Below are 18,425 nucleotides of genomic sequence, written 5' to 3'. Positions count from 1 at the left end.
CCCCGGTGAGCAGGCTCGTCCGCGCCGACAGCGATGATACGCCTCAGCGGCCGAAAGCCTGCACCGGCAGGCGGCGGTTCGATTGCGCGGCAAGCAGCGCGACGCGGGCGTTGGCCTGGAGCTGTCCCGGTGTCGCCGCATCGGCGCTGAGCGCCACGCCGACCGAGATGGTCAGCCTGCCGCTGTCACCTTTGTCGGAGGTGGCGAAGACGAGATTTTCTTCGACGGAGGCGCGCAGGCGCTCGGCGATAGCAATCGCGTCCTGGATACCGACATTGGCAAACAGCAAGGCGAATTCGTCGGCCTCGGTGCGGGCGACGAAATCGTTCTTCTTCACCGATTTTCGAAAGAGGGCGGCAAGCTTCTTCAAGAGCTTGTTGCCGGCCTGGGTGCCGTATCTGTCGTTGAGCTCGGTGAAATCGTCGATATCGACCATGATCAGCGCGCTGCCGGCGGCACCTTCCTCACGTTCATAGAGTTCGGTGATCTGCCGATTCAGCGCGATGCGGTTCGCAAGGCCGGTGATCTTGTCGGCGACGGTGGCCGATTGCATTGCCGCAATGCCGCGCTCCAACATTTCCAGCCTGTCGATGTCGTCCTGCAGTCTGGCACCGGTTTCCATCTCCGCCGACATTACCGTTGCAAGCGAGGCGGAGAGGTAATCGACCTCGCCGATGAAGGCGGCAAGGCTCTGGTCCTCATGACCGGCCACAGATCTCAGGATCGTGCCGCAGGCGCGGGCAAAGGCGTCTCTGTGCCGCAATCCCTCGGCAAGCCTTTCCGCCACCGCGCGCAGCGTCCGGCTGGCCTCGTTGCGCGACGTCTCGCCCGCCAGCCCGCAATGGCCGACCAGGCGGTATTTCAGTCCGAGTTCGTCGAGCATCGCCTGTTGCGGCTGCGCCCCGAGCGCGGCGATATCCTGTGCAAGACCAGGATTGTGCCCGATGATGGCCTCATGAAAGAGTTCGTAGTTGCGCGGCAGCGCGGCGACGTTGAGCCGCGCCATGTGCTGCGCGATCTTCTGGATATCCGTCATTGGCCCTGGGCGGATGGATTCGCGCGCCACCAGTGCGTTTGTGCTTGCATTCTGCATGACGATCCCTCGCGCCCGGTCTCATTTCTCTCACGTCTGCTATGCTCGCAAGCTTTTAAGAGAGGCTGAATTTACGAAGGGAAGCGCCGGATTGGCGATGGGAACCGGCAAAGGCGGTTAATTCAGTCTTGATGGAGACCGCTGCCTCACATCCACTCGCGGCCTTCGCTGCGCAGAAAGTAGATAAGGTCCAGCCCGAGGCTCGGTTTGCCAAGCGCCGTCAGCGTCATGTGGCACTGGCCGCGGTGATGCGTCTGGTGATTGAAGAGGTGCGCGAGCGCGCTCGAAAGCGGCTGAGTGATCTGGATCGGCTGCGTTACCGGGAGGTACGTGAAGTCGCCGGCGAGGCTCGCCTCGTCGAGACTACCCGTCCAGGCGACGATGCGTTCGTCCTCCGCCTTGCGCGCGGCGGCAAGTGCATCCAGCTCTTCGAAAAGCACGGCATCGAGGGTCGCCGGCGCTTCGCCGCTGCCGGTAAAGCGCTTCATCCATATTCGGTCGGCGACGAGCAGGTGATTGAGCGTGCGATGCAGCGAGCCGAAGAAGGCGCCGCGGTCGCTGCGGAATTCCGCCTCGCTGAGTTCGGCCGCAGCCGCATAGACTTGGTCATTGGCCCAGCGGTTATAGGCCGCGAACATCCTGAAATGTCTAAGCATATGTTGCCCCTGACGTTGCTGGAGCAGTCTAGCCGGTTTCCCAAGAAATCCGAGTGATGGCGCCATGAAATTTCCTGATTTGATCACGCTCGCTTTCTGTCGTCGAATGCAGGCAGATCAGACCTCGAAAGGATTATCATGACCAGAGCCCTTTATTCCCTCTGCGGCGCCGACGAACGGCGCTTCTTTTCGCCCCATTGCTGGAAGGCGGTAATGGCGCTCGCACATAAGGGGCTCGATTTCGAGGAGATCCCGACCACCTACGCCCGCATCCGCGAAATCGGCGGCGGTGTCTCGTCGACCCTGCCCGTGCTCGACGATAATGGCCGACTGATCTCGGACAGTTTTGCTATCGCCCTCTATCTCGAAGAGGCCTATCCCGAGCGGCCGTCGCTGTTTAACGGCGAGGGCGGCAAGGCGCTGTCGCGCATGGTCGAGGGCTATTCGCAGATGATCATCCACCCGGCAATCATGCGGATTGCCCTTCTCGATATCCACGCGATCCTGGACGAAGGCGATAAGGCCTATTTTCGTCAGAGCCGCGAGGTCAGGCTCGGCAAGCCGCTGGAAGTCTTTGCCGCCGACAGCGAGGCGGAGAAGGCTGCCTTCGGCGCCAAGCTGGAGCCGCTCCGGCACATGCTGAAGTTCCAGCCCTTCATCGGCGGGCAGACGCCGCTCTTTGCCGATTATATCGTCTTCGGCGCGCTGCAATGGCTGCGCGTGTCCGCAGGGCTGGCCATGCTGGCCGCCGACGATCCGGTCGTCGCCTGGTTCGAACGCTGCCTCGATCTTCACGAAAGCCGCGGCAGGACTGTGACAGCGGCGTGAAATTGCCGCCGACCCCTTGTTTTCGGGCGTTGGGGCGGGTAAAGACCGCCCACTTTTCCCGAGAAAACAGAGGATTTGACTATGGCGATTGAACGCACCTTCTCGATGATCAAGCCTGATGCAACCAAGCGCAACCTGACGGGCGCCATCACCAAGATGCTCGAAGATGCCGGCCTGCGCGTCGTCGCCTCTAAGCGCGTGTGGATGAGCCGCCGCGAAGCCGAAGGCTTCTACGCCGTTCACAAGGATCGCCCCTTCTTCGGCGAACTCGTCGAAGGCATGACCTCCGGCCCGACCGTCGTCCAGGTTCTGGAAGGCGAAGGCGCGATCCTCAAGAACCGCGAAATCATGGGCGCGACCAACCCGGCAAACGCTGACGAAGGCACGATCCGCAAGGTGCATGCGCTGTCGATCGGCGAAAACTCCGTGCACGGCTCCGACGCTCCAGAAACGGCTGCCCAGGAAATCAAGTACTGGTTCTCCGACACCGAAATCGTCGGCTGAGGCCGCGCTTCGGCATTGCCTCGCAATGCCTTGAAGTGACTCTCGAAAGCCGGGGCTTCGCTCCGGTTTTTTCTATGATGGGCACTTGTCAGTGTTCGAGAAATCGACGCTGCCGTCAGGCTTGAAGACTTCCGGGTTCTTGTCATAAAGCGCGCCGACGACGAGCGGTTTACTCGGCAGCACCGTCTGGTCGAGGTCGGAGCGGAACTGCGTCGTCAACTCCTGCAGAACCTTGCCGTCCCTGTCGACCAGCCGGACATTTACCTTATAGGATCGATCCTTGCGCACGCAGTGCAGGTTTTCGCTCTGCAGCGCGATCTTGTCGTCAATCGGGTAGATTTTCTGGTTCAATATCAGCGGGGCGCCGCCCACAGGGTTTTCAAATTCGGCGATGATGACCGAGCCATCAGGGATCGGGCCTGTCTTCTTCAACGTCAGCAGATAGGTGGCGCTCGCCACCCGGTAGTTGAAGACGAAGAGGTGGCCGGTGACTTCGACGAGGTTTTCGGCCTGACGCTGGCAGGCGGAAAGCAGAAGCCCCGTGGCAACCGCCGCTACGATCAGATGTTTTCTCATGGCGTCTCCTCCTTCTTGCGGCGATAGTGACGGTTCGCTTTGGCGCGGTTGCCGCAGACAGCCATGTCGCACCAGGCCCGGCTCTTGTTCTTGCTGCGGTCGATGAACAGCCAGCCGCAATTGCCGCAGATCTTCATGCGCTCGGGATCCGGCATGGCGATCAACCTGAGCACCGAATGGGCGGTCGCCGCGGCCAGATTGCCGGGACTGGCTCCACGCAAGATCTTGGCCACCGCTTCCAGTAGCCCGGCCAGCAATCGGTTGTCGCTGCCGTCCAGTATACGCTTGCGGAAATAGAGGTCGATCGCTTCCCTCAGCGCGAAGAAATCCGCCTCGTCTTGTGCTGCCAGCGGCGCGATCTCGCCGAACAGGGCGCGTTCGGCGCAGAATTCGGCGGCGGCGCGCGGGAAGTTCCGCATCTGCTCGCGGCTCGCGAAGCGGTCGATCCGCCGCTTTGGGTCGTCGCGCAGCACGACGCTGTTGGCGACATCGAGCGCCAGTGCGCCGCCGGCGAAACGGTGAGGGGTCCAGGAAAAGCTCATGGCGAAATTATAACTGGCGAAATAGGTTTTACTAGTTATAATTTGCTGACGCGGAGTCCTCGGAATGGCCTATCTTCTGCAGCAGTTGGCGAATGCGGTGCCGCTTGCCGCCCTCTATGCCGCGCTTGCCTTCGGTTATGCCGTTGCTTTCGGCGTGACCAAGCGGGCCGATATCACCTATGGGGCGATCTTCGCGTTCTCAGGCCAGATCCTGCTGCTTTTTACCGAACTCGCCTATATTAGGTTCTGGCTGGTGCTGCCGGCCGCCCTTGCCATCGGCGCCTGCGCTGCGCTTGTCTATTCGCTGGCAGCGGGCATCTGGATCGGCCGCTCGATCATGCTACCGCTCGCCAGCAAATCGCCGAATACGGTCATTGTCGCCGCCCTCGGCATTATGATCGTGCTGATGGAGACCGCCAGACTCGCCGCCGATACGCGCGCCATCTGGCTGCCGCCGTTCCTGAACGATGTCGTCGTCTTCTGGAACGACGGTTCATTCAAGGTGACGCTCACCTATATCCAACTGATCGACACGGCGCTGATGTCAGTCATCGTCGCGGTCGGTGCGCTGATCCTCAGGCGCACGGCCTGGGGCCGCCTCTGGCGCGCCGTCACCGACGATCCGCTGGCCGCCGAGCTCTGCGGCACCAGCGCCAGCGTTGTCTTCCTTATCGCCTATGCGGCAGCCGCGCTCGTCGCCACCCTCTGCGGCATCCTCGCGACCTTCTATTACGGATCGATGGATTTCGGCGCGGGCCTGATGTTCGGGCTCAAGGTGCTGCTGATCGCAGCCGTGGGCGGCTATTCCGATCCGCTGCGCTCGGCTGCCGGCGCCGCCGGGCTTGCCGTCGTCGAAACCCTGTGGGGCGCCTACGGGCCTTTCGTCTGGCGCGATCTCGTCATCTTCTCACTGCTCGTCCTGCTGCTGGTTATGAGCCGCAGGGAGCGAGTGGTTCTCTGATCATTTCCACTTGTCGCGCGCCGCATCGTCGGCATCTTTCGCCGCCACCCAGTCGCTCGCCGTGCCGTCCGAAGCATGTTCTTTCTTCCAGAAGGGGGCGGCGGTCTTCAGGAAATCCATGACGAAATTGGCGCCGTCGAACGCTGCCTGCCGGTGCGGCGCGGCCGCAACGACGAGCACGATATTCTCGCCCACGGCGATCTTGCCGTAGCGGTGGATGGCAGTCAGACCAAGAAGGGCGAAGCGCTCGACGGCGAGCTTGCCGATGCGGCTCATCTCGGCTTCAGCCATGCCGGGATAATGCTCGAGTTCGAGAGCCGCCAGCCTCCCGCCTTCATCGCGGCAGAGGCCGGAGAAGGTCACAACGGCGCCGATCCCGGCTTTGTCCTTGGAGAGCAGATCGACTTCGGCTTGCAGGTCGAAGTCCTCGCGTTGGACGCGGATGGTGGAGGTGATGGTCACCGCGACCTCCGCCTTCTCCCCAGCGGGGAGAAGATGTCCGAAGGACAGATGAGGGGGGTGAGCGGCAAACGCCGCGAACGCACTGAGCGCAAGCGAAGAGCAATATCTGCGGCGGTGGCCCCCTCATCCGCCCTTCGGGCACCTTCTCCCCGAGGGGAGAAGGGGGAATATGCCGCATCCATCCTCATCCCCCCGTCATCGGCGGAAAGATCCCGATCTCGCGTGCGGCGCCAATCGGCTCGTCATGCTCGACATGTTCCATATCCAGCGCCACACGAATGACCTCGGGATATTGAAGTGCGGCTTCATATTCCTCGCCCAGCGTCTTCAAATGATTCAGAAGATCGGCGACGGTGACGACGGAGGAGGGGAGGTCGATCTCCTCGTCGCCCTTGCCGATGCGTTCGCGCACCCAGGCGAAATAGACAAGCCGCGTCATTCCTCGTCATCCACGATATGTTTCAGCCCGGCACGGAAATAGTCGTAGCCGGTATAGATGGTCAGCAGTGCTGCGATCCACAAGAGCGCGATGCCGGTCTGGGTCGTGTAGGGGAAAATCTCGTCGCCGGCCGGGCCGGCGAGCAGGAAGGCGATGGCGACGAGCTGCAGCGTCGTCTTCCACTTGGCAATCCGTGTTACCGGCACGCTGACCTTCAGCGCCGCCAGATATTCTCGCAGGCCGGAAACCAGGATCTCACGGCAGAGAATGATGATTGCCGCCCAAATGGACCAGCCGGCGATGGTCTGGTCGGCTGCGACCAGGAGGAGGATCGAGGCGACCAGCAGCTTGTCGGCGATCGGATCGAGCATCCGGCCGATATTCGACGTCTGGTTCCAAATCCGCGCGAGATAGCCGTCGAGAAAATCGGTGATCGAGGCGATGATGAAGATCCACAGCGCCACCCAGCGCGCCGTATTGCTGATCGACAGTCTGCCCTCGACGAAGAAGCAAAGAACGATCAGCGGCACGGCGAGGATGCGGCCGTAAGTCAAAAGGTTGGGAAGGCTGTACGCACGCGATGCCATGGATCGTTTCTCTGAATTGATGCGCCGCTGCAGCGCCGCGTCTTTACGAAAACCGATTTCGATTTTCGGGTCGATGTAGATGACGGCTTTGCCCGGGGACCGTCAACATTCTTTCTGTCTTTTCACCGCCATTGCGTGGAATTTGCGACGGCCGCCGCTTATTTCGCGGCGTCGTCGTGGAAATGGTTGTAGACCTGCTTGGCCACGGCTTCCGAAATACCTTCCACCGCCATTAGGTCGGACAGGGCGGCGCGGGAAACCGCCTTCGCCGTGCCGAAATGCTGGAGCAGTGCGCGTTTGCGTGACGGGCCGATGCCGCCGATCTCGTCGAGCGGGTTCTTGACCATCTCCTTCTTGCGCCGCACCCGGTGCGAGCCGATCGCGAAACGATGGGCTTCGTCGCGCATGCGCTGGATGAAATAGAGAACCGGATCGCGCGGCGGCAATGTGAAGCTCTCGCGTCCCGGCGCAAAGAAGCGCTCGCGTCCGGCGTCGCGGTCGACACCCTTGGCGACGCCGATCGCCGTCACGCTGTCGGTGATGCCGAGCTCGGCCAGGATGGCGCGCACCGCCGTCATCTGCCCCTGGCCGCCGTCGATGAGGATCACATCGGGCCAGGCGGGGAAGGGCATATCGGCGGCGTCGGCAGCGGCTGCCGGCGCCGTCCGATCGGGAATGCCTTCCTCCTTGATCAGCCGCGAGAAGCGCCGCGTCATCACCTCCTTCATCATTCCGAAGTCGTCGCCGGGAGTGATGTCGGTCGATTTGATGTTGAACTTGCGGTATTGGTTCTTCACGAAGCCTTCCGGCCCCGCCACCACCATGCCGCCGACGGCATTGGTGCCCATGATATGCGAGTTGTCGTAGATTTCGATGCGTTGCGGCGCATAGGCGAGCCCGAAGGTTTCCTTGAAGCCTTCGAGCAGCCGCGACTGCGACGCCGTCTCGGCAAGCTTTCGCCCATGCGCTTCGCGCGCATTGCCGACCACATGCTCGACGAGATCGCGCTTCTCGCCGCGCTGCGGCACGAGGATGGAAACCTTGTGTCCGGCCTTTTCGCTGAGGGCCGCAGCAAGCAGTTCCAGTTCCTCGACCGTCTCCGACAGCATGATCTGTTTCGGTACCGGCTTGTCGTCGTAGAATTGCGCGAGAAAGGCATTCAGAACTTCGGCGCTGGATAGTTGCGGGTCGGCCTTCGGAAAATAGGCGCGGTTGCCCCAATTCTGGCCGGTGCGGAAGAAGAACACCTGGATGCAGGAGACGCCGCCTTCGTGGTGGATGGCGAAAACGTCAGCCTCATCGACGCCGGCCGGGTTGATGCCCTGATGGCTCTGCACATGCGAGAGTGCTGCCAGGCGGTCGCGATAGATCGCTGCCCGTTCGAAATCGAGGTCCTCGGCCGCCTGGTTCATGGCTTCCGCCATATGCGACTTCACCTTCTGGCTCTTGCCGGACAGGAAATCTTTCGCCTCCTGCACCAGCTCGGCATAGCCCTCGTCGCTGATCTCGCGCGTGCAAGGCCCGGAACAGCGCTTGATCTGGTAGAGCAGGCACGGCCGCGTGCGCGTTTCGAAAACGCTGTCGGTGCAGGTGCGGATGAGAAAGGCGCGCTGCAGCGAATTGATCGTACGCCCGACTGCGCCGGCCGAAGCGAAAGGCCCGAAATAGTCGCCCTTTCGCGCCCTGGCGCCGCGGTGCTTGAAAATGGCAGGCGCCCGGTGATCCCCGGTAATGAGGATATAGGGAAACGACTTGTCGTCGCGCAGCAGCACGTTAAAGCGCGGCCGCAAGCGCTTGATCAGATTCGCTTCCAGCAGCAGCGCTTCGGTTTCCGTGCGCGTCGTCACGAATTCCATATTCGCCGTCTGCCGCACCATCTGGGCGATGCGGTTGGAATGCACGCGGCCGACGGCGTAGTTGCCGACGCGCTTCTTCAGGCTGCGCGCCTTGCCGACGTAAAGCACGTCGCCCTCGGCGTTGAACATGCGGTAGACGCCAGGGCTGTTCGGCAGCCGCTTGACGAATTCGCCGATCAGTTCGGCGCCGACAAGCCCGGTCTCGTTGAGGCTGCCCGCATTCCAGTCGACCGCGGCCGCAAGAGGGGTGACGGAAACCTCGCCTTCCACCTCGATATCGTCTTCGCTCTCATCCGTATCGTCGTAGAGAACGCCGCCATCCGGCAGCTTTCGTCCGTTCATTCCTTTATCTCCGCCACATCGGGCGTCTGCCAGGCAAGGTGCTGGCCGCCGTCGAGGGCAATCATCTGGCCGGTGATCGAGGGCGTGTCGTAAAGGAAGCGAATCGTTCGTCCGAATTCTTCCAGTGCCGGCCCTCGCTGCAGGATAAGGGCTGAGACCTGCGCTTGGAAGTCCTCCATTGCCTGCCGCTCGCTCGGCATCGACGGGCCGGGGCCGATCGCATTGACGCGGATGCGTGGCGCCAAAGCCTGGGCAAGCGTCTGCGTCGCCGTCCACAGCGCGGACTTGGAGAGCGTGTAGGAATAGAAGCTGGGTCTCAGTGCCCAGACCCGCTGGTCGATAATGTTGACAATGAGTCCCGCCGCCTCGGCAGACAGCTGCTGCGCAAAGGTCGCAGCGAGGATCGAGGGCGCACGTACGTGCAGATCGAAGTGCAACGCCCATGTGGCGGCGTTAAAGCTGCGCGCGGAATCATGCTGGAAAACAGACGCATTGTTGACGAGCAGATCGAGCGGCCCGAGCACTTCCGACGCCTTCGCGACCAGCTCAGCCGTTTCGCCGATGTCCGTAAGGTCGGCCTGCAACGCGACCGCTCTTTGTCCCTTTCGCCGCAATTCCGCCGCCAGCTCTTCGGCTTCGCCGAGGGAGCTATTGGCGTGGATCGCGACGGAAAAGCCATTTGCAGCAAGGTCTTCGGCGATTGCCCGGCCTATTCTCTTGGCCGCCCCTGTTATCAGGGCTGAGCGAAGTCTTTTGTGGTTCAAAATCTTGCCTTCTGATCCCGCGAGTCTGTGTGCAACCTATATAAGGACGGGCGGAGATTATATAAATAGGCGGCTACGGTTGCATCTATGGCCGGGATATTCTATGTATTATTTAATAATGGGATTTCTTAAAATGAGCATTTTAAGTTTAACCATTCGGTAGGGTTAATGAAACCTATGTTGCTCGCAAGCAACATCGAATTTCCGCCATGCGGCAGCCACAATGATATCACAATTTGGCTCTTTCAAATCCGCATTTCAGTTCCAATTTCAGTCTCGATCCGGAAGGGACATCTGGCAATTTCCCCGCCAATGCTTCGCTGATAAACAGATGAAAGCGGCGCGGGACTGAAAGGAGAAAAGTATGCGTGTACTCATTGCTGGCCTCATGGCCTCTGCTTTTGCAATCGCGGGCGTTTCGGCAGCTCAGGCGGCTGATGCCGTCGACCAGGTTCCGGAAGCACCGGTTGCCCAGGAAGCCCCGGTCAAGCCGGCCGGCAACTGGGAAGGCTTCTACCTCGGCGGCGCCGGCACCTACAACATGGGTGACTTCGGTTCCGATCGCCACACCTACGGTTTCGGCGGCCAGGTCTTCACCGGTTACAACTGGCAAGCAGGCCAGATCGTTTACGGCGTTGAATCCGATCTCGGCTACAGCGGCGATGACGTCTCCTCGGGCGGCGTCAAGAACAAGTATGGCTGGAACGGCTCCGTTCGCGGCCGCGTCGGCTACGACATGAACCCCTTCCTGCTCTACGGTACGGCTGGTCTTGCCCTCGGCAACGTCAAGGTTTCGGACGGCACCTCGGACGAAAGCAAGACGAACTACGGCTATACGGTCGGCGCCGGTGTCGAAGCCTTCGTGACCAACAACATCACGACGCGCCTGGAATATCGCTACACCGACTACCAGAGCAAGGACTACGACCTCGACTCCGGCAGCTTCTCGCGCGGTTACGACGAGAACAGCGTCAAGCTCGGCATCGGCGTCAAATTCTAAGCCGATTGAACATCCCAATATGCAGAAGCCGGGCTCATCGCCCGGCTTTTTTCTGTCCGCTGTCCGGCGCTCCGTTTCAGCTCCGGATCAGGCGCTGGCTTTGAGCTCACGATGAGCAGGGAATTTCTTTTCGAACTGCGCCAGCCAGTCGACAAGCGGCGCGTGATCGGCTTCCCACTGGTCCTTGAAGCGCAGGTCGAGATAGTCGAGCGTGGCGGCCAGCGCAAAATGTCCGCCATTGAGCTTCTTGCCGAGTTTCGGCGGCTTGGCGCTGAGATGAGCGAGTCCGGCCGTCACCTTCTTCCATTGCCGGTCGATCCAGGGCTGGTGAACCTTCTCCTCGTCACGGAAGCGGCGCTCGTAGACGATCGTGAGCAGGCAGTCGCAGATGCCGTCGCAGAGCGCTTCGAGAATCTCCGCATCCGTGCGTTTGCCATCTTTGGACGGGTAGAGGCCACCCTTTGTCAGCCGGTCGAAATAATGCATGATCGCCACGCTGTCGAAGATCGAAGCCCCTTCCTCCGTCAGAAGCGTCGGAATTTTGCCGAGTGGATTGTTGTCCACCAGGATCGCCGGCCCGGCATTGGTATCGACCCGGATGGCGTTCAACTCGATTCCCAGAAAATGCGCGGCCATCCGCACCTTGCTGGAATAGGGCGAGGCGGGTGAACAGAGGAGCTTCATGGGATACCTGATGAGACTATGGGGCTGTGGGACGGACTATCCCCGATGCGGATTGGCCGGTCAATCGTCCTTGACCGTCTTGTTTTCGCCGCGTAGCCAGAAGGCGCGATGCGAGGCGAAGCGGTCCTGGGCGAGATGGTCCTTCAGCGCCGGAAGCATCTGGTGCAACTCATCCTTTAATGTGAAGGGCGGATTGACGACGACGAGGCCGGAACCGGTCAATCCGGTCATGCCGCGGTCGCTGCGCACGCTGAGTTCGGCGCAAAGCATCTTCGGGATGTCGAGCGCCTGCAGAGCCTCGTGGAATTCCTTGATCGGCGCGCCCTTCTTCAGCGGGTACCAAAGGCAATAGGTGCCGCCGGGAAAGCGGCGATAAGCCTTTTCCAGTCCCTTGGCCAGGCGTTCATACTCGTCCTCTTCCTCGAAAGGCGGATCGACGAGCACGATGCCGCGCTTCTCTTTCGGCGGCAGATGCGCACCGAGCGCCAGCCAGCCGTCGAGTTCGGTGATGCGGGCATGGTGATCGCCCTCGAACAGCCGGTGCAGGCGGGCGTAATCCTCGGGATGCAGCTCCATCGCCGACAGCCGGTCCTGCGGCCGGAACAGCATGCGCGCAAGTTTCGGCGATCCGGGATAGAAACGAATGCCGCCCTCGGGATTGAGTTCGCGGATCGCCGAGAGGTAGGGCTCCAGCAGCTCGGCGACCTGAGGCCCGAGGTCGGCCTCCATCAATTTGCCGATGCCAGCCTGCCACTCGCCGGTTTTCTGCGCTTCCTCGGAGGAGAGGTCATAGAGGCCGATGCCCGCATGCGTGTCGAGCACGCGGAAGGCGCCCTCCTTTTTCTGCATGTAGCGGATCAGCCTGGCCAGCACGGCATGTTTCAGCACATCGGCAAAATTGCCCGCATGGTAGATATGGCGGTAGTTCATTTTCGCTGATGTCCGTATGAATTCACGTCATGGGGAGTTTTTCTGGCTTTTGGCCATGCAGGCCTTGGCATATACAAATGCCATGAACATTGCGACCCCCATCGACGCCAAATCCCCGAAGCTGGACAGCAAGATCGGCCACACGGCCTGTCCGCACGACTGTCCCTCCACCTGCGCGCTGGAGGTTGAGATATCGGAGGACGGCCGCATCGGCCGCGTGCGCGGCGCCGGCGACCATTCCTACACCTCGGGCGTCATCTGCGCCAAGGTCGCCCGGTATGCCGAGCGGCTCTACCATCCCGACCGCCTGATGCACCCCCTGCGCCGCGCCGGCGCCAAGGGGGCAGGGCAGTGGCAGCAGATTTCCTGGGACGATGCGCTTGACGAAATCGCCGAAGCCTTCGTGAAGGCCGAGGCAAGGGACGGCAGCGAGGCCATCTGGCCCTATTTTTATGCCGGCACCATGGGGTGGGTGCAGCGCGATTCGATCGATCGGCTGCGCCACGCCAAGCGCTATTCCGGCTTCTTCTCGTCGATCTGCACCAATCCGGCCTGGACCGGCTTTACCATGGCAACCGGCACGCTCCGTGGGCCTGATCCGCGCGAGATGGGCCGCACCGATTGCGTCGTCATCTGGGGCACCAATGCGGTCTCGACCCAGGTCAACGTCATGACCCACGCCGTCAAATCACGCAAAGAGCGTGGCGCCAAGATTGTCGTCATCGACATTTATGACAATCCGACGATGAAGCAGGCCGACATGGCGTTGATCGTCAAGCCTGGCACCGATGCTGCGCTCGCCTGCGCCACCATGCACATCGCCTTCCGGGATGGCTATGCCGATCGTGACTACATGGCGAGATATGCCGACGATCCCCAGGGTCTCGAAGCGCATCTGAGGACGAAGACGCCGCAATGGGCCGCTGCCATCACCGGTCTGTCGGTCGAGGAGATCGAAGCCTTTGCCCGCCTCGTCGGCACGACGAAGAAGACCTTCTTCCGCTTGGGCTACGGTTTCACCCGCCAGCGCAACGGCGCGGTCGCCATGCATGCGGCCGCGTCGGTCGCCACCGTTCTCGGCTCCTGGCAATATGAGGGCGGCGGCGCCTTCCATTCGAACAGCGATATCTTCCGCATGAATAATGCGGAACTGACCGGCCGGTCGATGAAGGACGGCGATATCCGCATGCTCGACCAGTCGCAGATCGGCCGGGTGCTGACCGGAGATCCGGTGGCGCTGCGCCATCGTGGTCCGGTGACGGCGATGCTGATCCAGAACACCAATCCCGCCAACATCGCTCCCGAGCAGCGTCTCGTGAGGCGCGGCTTTGGCCGCGACGATCTCTTCGTCGCCGTCCACGAGCAGTTCATGACCGAAACCGCCGACATCGCCGATATCGTCATTCCTGCGACCATGTTCGTTGAGCACGACGATATCTACCGCGCCGGCGGCCAGAACCACATCCTGCTGGGACCGAAGCTGGTCGAGCCGCCGCCGACCGTGCGCACCAATCTCTTCGTCATCGAGGAACTGGCAAAACGCCTCGGCGTCGCCGATCGTCCCGGCTTCGGCTTTACCGCCCGCGAGATGATCGACCGCATCCTCCGATCGAGCGACCTGCCGGACTACGACCATTTCCTCGAACACAAATGGTTCGATCGCCAGCCGGCCTTCGAGGACGCCCATTTCCTGAATGGCTTTGCCCATCCCGATGGCAGGTTCCATTTTCGCCCCGACTGGATCAATCAGCCGGCGCCGAACAAACCGCCGGCCGCCATCGGCGCGCTCGGGCCGCATGCCGAACTGCCGGCTTTCCCCGATCAGGTCGATGTTATCGAAGTTGTCGATCCAGAGCATCCCTTCCGTCTCGCCACGTCGCCGGCGCGCAACTTCCTGAATTCGAGCTTTTCGGAGACCAAGACGTCTCGCCAGAAAGAAGGCCGTCCCGAGGTGATGATCAATCCTGTCGATGCCGAATCCAACGGCATCGCCCATGGCGATCTCGTCCGTATCGGCAACAGCCGCGGCGAGCTGCGCATCCACGCCCGCATCACCACCGAGGTGAAGCCGGGCGTACTGATTGCCGAGGGGCTCTGGCCGAACAAGGCGCATGTCGACGGCGAGGGCATCAACGTCCTGACGGGCGCCGACCCGGTCGCGCCCTATGGCGGAGCGGCCGTGCACGACAACAAGGTCTGGCTTCGCGGGGGTGCTGAATGACGCAGCCGAAATCACGGGTGAAAATCGTCGGCGAGGAAATACTATCGAATGGGTGGACGCGATTGAGCAGCTATCTGCTCGACTATATCGACCGTAACGGCGCGACCCAGCGGTTGAAGCGGGAGGTCTACCACCGCACGCCGGCCGCCTGCATTCTGCTTTATGATCCGAAACGCGATCTCGTCGTCCTTGTCCGCCAGTTCCGTCTTGCTGTGCATCTGAACGGCGATCCCGCCTGGGTGATCGAAGTGCCGGCCGGCCTTCTCGACAACGATCATCCAGAGGCCGCGATCCGCCGCGAGGCGATGGAGGAGACCGGCTATCGCCTGCGCGAGGCGCGCTTCCTCTTCAAATGCTACATGTCGCCGGGTGCCATCAGCGAAGTCGTCCACTTCTTCGCAGCCCTGATCGACACCGCCGACCGCGTCGCTGAAGGCGGCGGCCTGGACGAGGAGCATGAGGATATCGAGGTCATGGAAATCCCGCTCGACGAAGCCGCTGGGATGATCGAGACCGGCGAGATTTTCGACGCCAAGACGATCATGCTTTTGCAATGGGCTGCGTTGAACCGGGATAGGATCAGATAGCGGGTCGGGGGATCGTTCGATCACCCATGTCGGCTCCGGTATTAAACTGCCGGCGCTCGAAAATTCATACGTTTGTCACGAAGCGGTTCTATCCGCTGCGGTTTGTCGATCATCAAATGCGGTCAGGAGAAAGCCCATGTGGCTCAGCAATTTCACCCTCGTTCTCCCAGACGAGATGGTGAGCGAAGGTTCGGTGCGTGTTGAGGACGGCGCCATCGCCGAGATCCGGCCGGAGCCGGTTGCCGGGGCTGCGATCGACGGCGGCGGCCGGCTGCTGATGCCGGGCTTCGTCGACCTGCACGGCGATATGATCGAGCGCGAGATCGCGCCGCGGCCGAACGCGACCATGCCGATCGATTTCGGCATCCACGAACTCGACAAGAAGCTGGCCGCCGCCGGTGTGACGACAGCCTTTGCCGCGGTCTCTTTCGCCACCGAAAGCGTCTATGGCCACGTCCGCTCGCTGGAGACCACGTCGGCGGTGATCGAAGGCATCAACCGGCTGCGTGATGACCTCCTGATCGACCACCGCGTGCATGCCCGTTACGAAATCACCAATGTCGGCGCCGCTCCCGCACTCGAGCGCCTGCTGAATGCCGATCAGATCGACATGGTTTCGCTGACCGACCACACGCCGGGCCAGGGCCAGTACAACAATCTGCAAACCTACATCCTCAGCATTTCCGAGCGCCGCGCCATTTCAGAGGACATGGCGGCGGAGATCGTCGCCAAGCGCATCGCCATGCGCAACAATCCCGAGATCGAGGCCAGGCTGAAGGAAATCGTCGCCCTGTCGCTGAAGCACAAGCTGTCGCTCGCTTCGCATGACGACGACAGCGTCGAGAAGGTCGCCGAGATGCATGACCTCGGCGTCACCATCAGCGAGTTTCCGGTCACGGCTCCTGCGGCCGAAGAGGCGCGCCGCCGCGGCCTCTGGACGCTGATGGGCGCCCCGAACGCCCTGCGCGGCCAGTCGATGTCAGGCAATCTCAGCGCCCTCGACGCTGCAAGGGCCGGGCTGCTCAGCATCATCGCCGCCGATTATCATCCCGCCGCCTTCGTGCCGGGCATCTTCAAGCTCGCCGACATGGTGGAAGGCGGCCTGCCGGCCGCCGTCGCCATGGCGACCGCTAACGCCGCCCGCTCCGCCGGCTTGTCGGACCGCGGCGAGATCGCCCTCGGCCAGCGCGCCGATCTGGTCGTCGTCGAGCCGGGCGACATCAACCGCATCCGCGCCACCTTCCGCGCCGGCCGCTTCGTCTACAGCGACGGCACGCTGCATCCGCTGCGGGCGCTGGCGGCTTAGTGTATGTCGCCCAAGACTGCGGTTTGGAGATGAGGGCAGCATAAACAATGGGAGATGGCTGCCCCATATGGGCGAGCCGCCCAGTGAGATCAGAAGGAACGGAAGGGCCACGGCATGTTCTCTTCTCGCCAAGGGGAGAAGAGGGAATCGAGACGTTGCGGCATGTCATTCGTCGCAAACAGGAGTGGCGGCAGTTAAATATGGGCAGCCATCGAACCGTGACATTGGCACAAGCTCTAGAATAACGACGTTGGCTGACCTTATCTACAATCTAAGCGCAGTCGCCGATCAGCGAAATCAATTGCGTCTTAGGGGCGACGGCGGAAACCTCAGCAGCCACCGCCTTGCCGCCGTCCATCGTCACGCGGCCTTCGGCAAAGAGCCGCAGGGCCTGGGGATAGATCTGGTGTTCGACAGTCAGCACCCGCGCGGCGAGGCTTTCGGCCGTGTCGCCGGAGAGAATGGGCACGGCGGCCTGGCCGATCGTCGGCCCTTCGTCCATGCCCTCGGTGACGAAATGCACGGTGCAGCCGGCGATGCGCATGCCCGCGTCGATGGCGCGCTGATGCGTGTGCAGGCCTGGAAACAGCGGCAGCAGGGAAGGGTGGATGTTGAGCATCCGGCCTTCATACCGCTGGATGAAGGTCGCCGTCAGCAGCCGCATGTATCCGGCGAGACACAGGATGTCGGGCGAAAGCGTGTCGAGCGCGGAAAAGATCGCCGCCTCGTGCGCTTCCTTGCTCGCATAGTCCCTGCGGGGGAAGGCGAAGGTGGCGATGCCTTCGGCCGCCGCCTTGGCAAGGCCGCCGGCATCCGCCTTGTCCGAGATCACACCGACGATCTCGGCCGGATAGTCGGCGGCCTTGGCCGCCGCAACCAGCGCCATCATGTTGGAGCCGCCACCCGATATGAAGACGACGACGCGTTTGCGCGGCGTGTTCATAGGGCAAGCGTGCCCCTATAGACCGTGCCGGGAGCGCCCTCGTCGCGAGCAATCATGCGGCCGAGGGTGACGACCTTTTCGCCTTCGGCTTCCAGCACCTTCGATACCGCCGCGACATTCTCTCCAGCGACGACGGCGATCATGCCGATGCCGCAGTTGAAGGTGCGCAGCATTTCTTTCGCCTCGACGCCGCCGGATTTGGCGAGCCATGAGAAGACCGGCGGTACCTTGACGGCGTCAAGATCGATCTCGGCGGCCAGATGTTTCGGCAGCACGCGCGGAATGTTTTCCGGGAAGCCGCCGCCGGTGATATGGGCGAGCGCCTTCAGCGCGCCGGTCTCGCGGATCGCCTTCAGAAGCGGCTTCACATAGATGCGGGTCGGCTCGAGCAGCGCTTCGCCGAGCTTCCTGCCTTGGGCGAACGGCGCCGGAGCATCCCAGCCGAGGCCGGAGAGTTCGACGATCTTGCGCACCAGCGAAAAGCCGTTGGAATGGACGCCGGAGGAGGCGAGGCCGAGGATCACGTCGCCTTCGGCGATATCGCCCGAGGGCAGCAGCTTGCCGCGTTCGGCCGCACCGACCGCAAAACCGGCGAGATCGTAGTCGCCGGAGGAATACATGCCGGGCATCTCGGCCGTTTCGCCGCCGATCAGCGCGCAGCCTGCCTCGCGGCAGCCGGCGGCAATACCGCCGACGATCGCAGCGCCCTGGTCGGGATCGAGTTTGCCGGTCGCGAAGTAATCGAGAAAGAACAGCGGCTCGGCGCCTTGGACCACGAGGTCGTTGACGCACATGGCGACGAGGTCGATGCCGACGGTGTCGTGGTAATCCGCGTCGATCGCGATCTTCAGCTTGGTGCCAACGCCGTCATTGGCGGCGACGAGGACCGGATCGGTAAAGCCCGCCGCCTTGAGATCGAAGAGCCCGCCGAAGCCGCCGATCTCGCCATCGGCGCCCGGACGGCGCGTCGAGCGCACCGCTGGCTTGATCTTCTCGACGAGGAGGTTGCCGGCATCGATGTCGACGCCCGCATCGCTGTAGGTCAGACCGTTTTTCCCAGACTGGCTCATGCTGGTCTCCGATGGCTATTTCAGGCGGCGGACGCGCCGCGTCATCTGCCGGTCGCAATTGCATGACAGGGGCG

At 62.1% G+C, this 18,425-nt stretch carries 20 protein-coding genes; 7 read left to right on the top strand and 13 right to left on the bottom strand.

All coding sequences use genetic code 11. The features are described from left to right. Window positions 1–43: 43 nt before the first annotated feature. Window positions 44–1,093, bottom strand: a complete 1,050-nt coding sequence (locus QWJ46_RS06205) for a GGDEF domain-containing protein (protein ID WP_302749852.1) — start codon at window positions 1,091–1,093, stop codon at window positions 44–46. A gap of 146 nt (window positions 1,094–1,239) precedes the next feature. Continuing rightward, window positions 1,240–1,749: a DinB family protein gene (locus QWJ46_RS06200; protein ID WP_302749851.1), complete on the bottom strand. Its 510-nt coding sequence runs from the start codon at window positions 1,747–1,749 to the stop codon at window positions 1,240–1,242. A 138-nt stretch (window positions 1,750–1,887) separates the two neighbouring features. Between QWJ46_RS06200 and QWJ46_RS06195 the strand changes: the two genes are divergently transcribed. Both QWJ46_RS06195 and ndk read left to right on the top strand, forming a co-directional pair. After that, the gene (locus QWJ46_RS06195; protein ID WP_302749849.1) at window positions 1,888–2,577 is read left to right on the top strand and encodes a glutathione S-transferase family protein; all 690 of its coding nucleotides are present in this window, start codon (window positions 1,888–1,890) and stop codon (window positions 2,575–2,577) included. A gap of 81 nt (window positions 2,578–2,658) precedes the next feature. Continuing rightward, a complete protein-coding gene (gene ndk, locus QWJ46_RS06190; RefSeq protein WP_004680549.1) occupies window positions 2,659–3,081 on the top strand; it encodes a nucleoside-diphosphate kinase in 423 nt (140 codons plus the stop codon). 72 nt (window positions 3,082–3,153) lie between these two features. Here the strand turns inward: ndk and QWJ46_RS06185 are convergent, their stop codons facing one another. Both QWJ46_RS06185 and QWJ46_RS06180 read right to left on the bottom strand, forming a co-directional pair. Beyond that, window positions 3,154–3,657, bottom strand: a complete 504-nt coding sequence (locus tag QWJ46_RS06185; RefSeq protein ID WP_302749842.1) for a hypothetical protein — start codon at window positions 3,655–3,657, stop codon at window positions 3,154–3,156. Beyond that, window positions 3,654–4,199 (bottom strand): CGNR zinc finger domain-containing protein, encoded by a 546-nt coding sequence (locus QWJ46_RS06180; RefSeq protein ID WP_302749841.1) that lies wholly within the window; start codon window positions 4,197–4,199, stop codon window positions 3,654–3,656. The genes QWJ46_RS06185 and QWJ46_RS06180 overlap by 4 nt, the downstream gene beginning before the upstream one ends. Window positions 4,200–4,263: 64 nt before the next feature. Between QWJ46_RS06180 and QWJ46_RS06175 the strand changes: the two genes are divergently transcribed. Then, complete coding sequence (locus QWJ46_RS06175) at window positions 4,264–5,160, top strand: branched-chain amino acid ABC transporter permease (RefSeq protein ID WP_302749839.1); 897 nt, start codon at window positions 4,264–4,266, stop codon at window positions 5,158–5,160. Here QWJ46_RS06175 and QWJ46_RS06170 read toward each other — a convergent pair whose 3' ends face one another. The 5 genes from QWJ46_RS06170 to QWJ46_RS06150 all read right to left on the bottom strand — a co-directional run bounded on the left by QWJ46_RS06170 (window position 5,161) and on the right by QWJ46_RS06150 (window position 9,610). Continuing rightward, window positions 5,161–5,622, bottom strand: coding sequence for a molybdenum cofactor biosynthesis protein MoaE (locus QWJ46_RS06170; protein ID WP_302749838.1), 462 nt, complete (start codon window positions 5,620–5,622; stop codon window positions 5,161–5,163). 184 nt (window positions 5,623–5,806) lie between these two features. Further along, window positions 5,807–6,061, bottom strand: a complete 255-nt coding sequence (gene moaD, locus QWJ46_RS06165) for a molybdopterin converting factor subunit 1 (protein ID WP_221147298.1) — start codon at window positions 6,059–6,061, stop codon at window positions 5,807–5,809. After that, window positions 6,058–6,648 (bottom strand): CDP-diacylglycerol--glycerol-3-phosphate 3-phosphatidyltransferase, encoded by a 591-nt coding sequence (gene pgsA / locus QWJ46_RS06160; RefSeq protein WP_011424811.1) that lies wholly within the window; start codon window positions 6,646–6,648, stop codon window positions 6,058–6,060. Before pgsA ends, moaD begins: the two co-directional genes overlap by 4 nt. Before the next feature lie 158 nt (window positions 6,649–6,806). Then, a complete protein-coding gene (gene uvrC, locus QWJ46_RS06155) occupies window positions 6,807–8,846 on the bottom strand; it encodes an excinuclease ABC subunit UvrC (protein WP_302749833.1) in 2,040 nt (679 codons plus the stop codon). Beyond that, complete coding sequence (locus QWJ46_RS06150) at window positions 8,843–9,610, bottom strand: SDR family oxidoreductase (protein WP_302749831.1); 768 nt, start codon at window positions 9,608–9,610, stop codon at window positions 8,843–8,845. Before QWJ46_RS06150 ends, uvrC begins: the two co-directional genes overlap by 4 nt. Window positions 9,611–9,974: 364 nt before the next feature. Here QWJ46_RS06150 and QWJ46_RS06145 point away from each other — a divergent pair, with 364 nt between their 5' ends. Next, window positions 9,975–10,610 carry an outer membrane protein gene (locus QWJ46_RS06145; protein ID WP_184453147.1) on the top strand — a complete coding sequence of 212 codons (636 nt, stop codon included), beginning with the start codon at window positions 9,975–9,977 and terminating at the stop codon, window positions 10,608–10,610. 87 nt (window positions 10,611–10,697) lie between these two features. Here the strand turns inward: QWJ46_RS06145 and QWJ46_RS06140 are convergent, their stop codons facing one another. Together QWJ46_RS06140 and QWJ46_RS06135 are read right to left on the bottom strand one after the other, a co-directional pair. After that, on the bottom strand, window positions 10,698–11,294 hold the full coding sequence (locus tag QWJ46_RS06140) for a glutathione S-transferase (protein ID WP_302749830.1): 597 nt from the start codon (window positions 11,292–11,294) through the stop codon (window positions 10,698–10,700). 60 nt (window positions 11,295–11,354) lie between these two features. After that, complete coding sequence (locus tag QWJ46_RS06135; RefSeq protein WP_302749829.1) at window positions 11,355–12,224, bottom strand: 23S rRNA (adenine(2030)-N(6))-methyltransferase RlmJ; 870 nt, start codon at window positions 12,222–12,224, stop codon at window positions 11,355–11,357. A gap of 16 nt (window positions 12,225–12,240) precedes the next feature. Here QWJ46_RS06135 and QWJ46_RS06130 point away from each other — a divergent pair, with 16 nt between their 5' ends. The 3 genes from QWJ46_RS06130 (at window position 12,241) to QWJ46_RS06120 (ending at window position 16,338) form a co-directional block, all read left to right on the top strand. Then, a complete protein-coding gene (locus tag QWJ46_RS06130) occupies window positions 12,241–14,445 on the top strand; it encodes a molybdopterin-dependent oxidoreductase (RefSeq protein ID WP_302749827.1) in 2,205 nt (734 codons plus the stop codon). Further along, the gene (locus tag QWJ46_RS06125) at window positions 14,442–15,032 is read left to right on the top strand and encodes an NUDIX domain-containing protein (protein WP_302749826.1); all 591 of its coding nucleotides are present in this window, start codon (window positions 14,442–14,444) and stop codon (window positions 15,030–15,032) included. Before QWJ46_RS06130 ends, QWJ46_RS06125 begins: the two co-directional genes overlap by 4 nt. Before the next feature lie 136 nt (window positions 15,033–15,168). After that, window positions 15,169–16,338, top strand: coding sequence for an alpha-D-ribose 1-methylphosphonate 5-triphosphate diphosphatase (locus tag QWJ46_RS06120; protein WP_302749824.1), 1,170 nt, complete (start codon window positions 15,169–15,171; stop codon window positions 16,336–16,338). A gap of 271 nt (window positions 16,339–16,609) precedes the next feature. On the opposite strand, the gene purN is transcribed toward QWJ46_RS06120, so the two are convergent. Further along, window positions 16,610–17,281, bottom strand: a complete 672-nt coding sequence (purN, locus tag QWJ46_RS06115) for a phosphoribosylglycinamide formyltransferase (RefSeq protein ID WP_302749822.1) — start codon at window positions 17,279–17,281, stop codon at window positions 16,610–16,612. Continuing rightward, window positions 17,278–18,351 carry a phosphoribosylformylglycinamidine cyclo-ligase gene (purM, locus tag QWJ46_RS06110; RefSeq protein ID WP_302749821.1) on the bottom strand — a complete coding sequence of 358 codons (1,074 nt, stop codon included), beginning with the start codon at window positions 18,349–18,351 and terminating at the stop codon, window positions 17,278–17,280. The genes purN and purM overlap by 4 nt, the downstream gene beginning before the upstream one ends. Window positions 18,352–18,425: the final 74 nt, after the last annotated feature.

The sequence above is a fragment of the Rhizobium sp. CBN3 genome (assembly GCF_030518245.1).
Classification (GTDB): domain Bacteria; phylum Pseudomonadota; class Alphaproteobacteria; order Rhizobiales; family Rhizobiaceae; genus Rhizobium; species Rhizobium aethiopicum_A.
This window is presented reverse-complemented; position numbering and strand designations above follow the sequence as displayed.

Bases quoted from the DNA above. Each gene is read 5' to 3' on its own strand.
- QWJ46_RS06125 (WP_302749826.1), top strand. From the start codon at position 14,442: ATGACGCAGCCGAAATCACGGGTGAAAATCGTCGGCGAGGAAATACTA.
- pgsA (WP_011424811.1), bottom strand. From the start codon at position 6,648: ATGGCATCGCGTGCGTACAGCCTTCCCAACCTTTTGACTTACGGCCGC.
- moaD (WP_221147298.1), bottom strand. From the start codon at position 6,061: ATGACGCGGCTTGTCTATTTCGCCTGGGTGCGCGAACGCATCGGCAAG.
- QWJ46_RS06135 (WP_302749829.1), bottom strand. From the start codon at position 12,224: ATGAACTACCGCCATATCTACCATGCGGGCAATTTTGCCGATGTGCTG.
- QWJ46_RS06195 (WP_302749849.1), top strand. From the start codon at position 1,888: ATGACCAGAGCCCTTTATTCCCTCTGCGGCGCCGACGAACGGCGCTTC.
- QWJ46_RS06145 (WP_184453147.1), top strand. From the start codon at position 9,975: ATGCGTGTACTCATTGCTGGCCTCATGGCCTCTGCTTTTGCAATCGCG.
- QWJ46_RS06180 (WP_302749841.1), bottom strand. From the start codon at position 4,199: ATGAGCTTTTCCTGGACCCCTCACCGTTTCGCCGGCGGCGCACTGGCG.
- uvrC (WP_302749833.1), bottom strand. From the start codon at position 8,846: ATGAACGGACGAAAGCTGCCGGATGGCGGCGTTCTCTACGACGATACG.
- QWJ46_RS06185 (WP_302749842.1), bottom strand. From the start codon at position 3,657: ATGAGAAAACATCTGATCGTAGCGGCGGTTGCCACGGGGCTTCTGCTT.
- QWJ46_RS06140 (WP_302749830.1), bottom strand. From the start codon at position 11,294: ATGAAGCTCCTCTGTTCACCCGCCTCGCCCTATTCCAGCAAGGTGCGG.
- QWJ46_RS06200 (WP_302749851.1), bottom strand. From the start codon at position 1,749: ATGCTTAGACATTTCAGGATGTTCGCGGCCTATAACCGCTGGGCCAAT.
- purN (WP_302749822.1), bottom strand. From the start codon at position 17,281: ATGAACACGCCGCGCAAACGCGTCGTCGTCTTCATATCGGGTGGCGGC.
- QWJ46_RS06120 (WP_302749824.1), top strand. From the start codon at position 15,169: ATGTGGCTCAGCAATTTCACCCTCGTTCTCCCAGACGAGATGGTGAGC.
- ndk (WP_004680549.1), top strand. From the start codon at position 2,659: ATGGCGATTGAACGCACCTTCTCGATGATCAAGCCTGATGCAACCAAG.
- purM (WP_302749821.1), bottom strand. From the start codon at position 18,351: ATGAGCCAGTCTGGGAAAAACGGTCTGACCTACAGCGATGCGGGCGTC.
- QWJ46_RS06130 (WP_302749827.1), top strand. From the start codon at position 12,241: ATGAATTCACGTCATGGGGAGTTTTTCTGGCTTTTGGCCATGCAGGCC.
- QWJ46_RS06175 (WP_302749839.1), top strand. From the start codon at position 4,264: ATGGCCTATCTTCTGCAGCAGTTGGCGAATGCGGTGCCGCTTGCCGCC.
- QWJ46_RS06205 (WP_302749852.1), bottom strand. From the start codon at position 1,093: ATGCAGAATGCAAGCACAAACGCACTGGTGGCGCGCGAATCCATCCGC.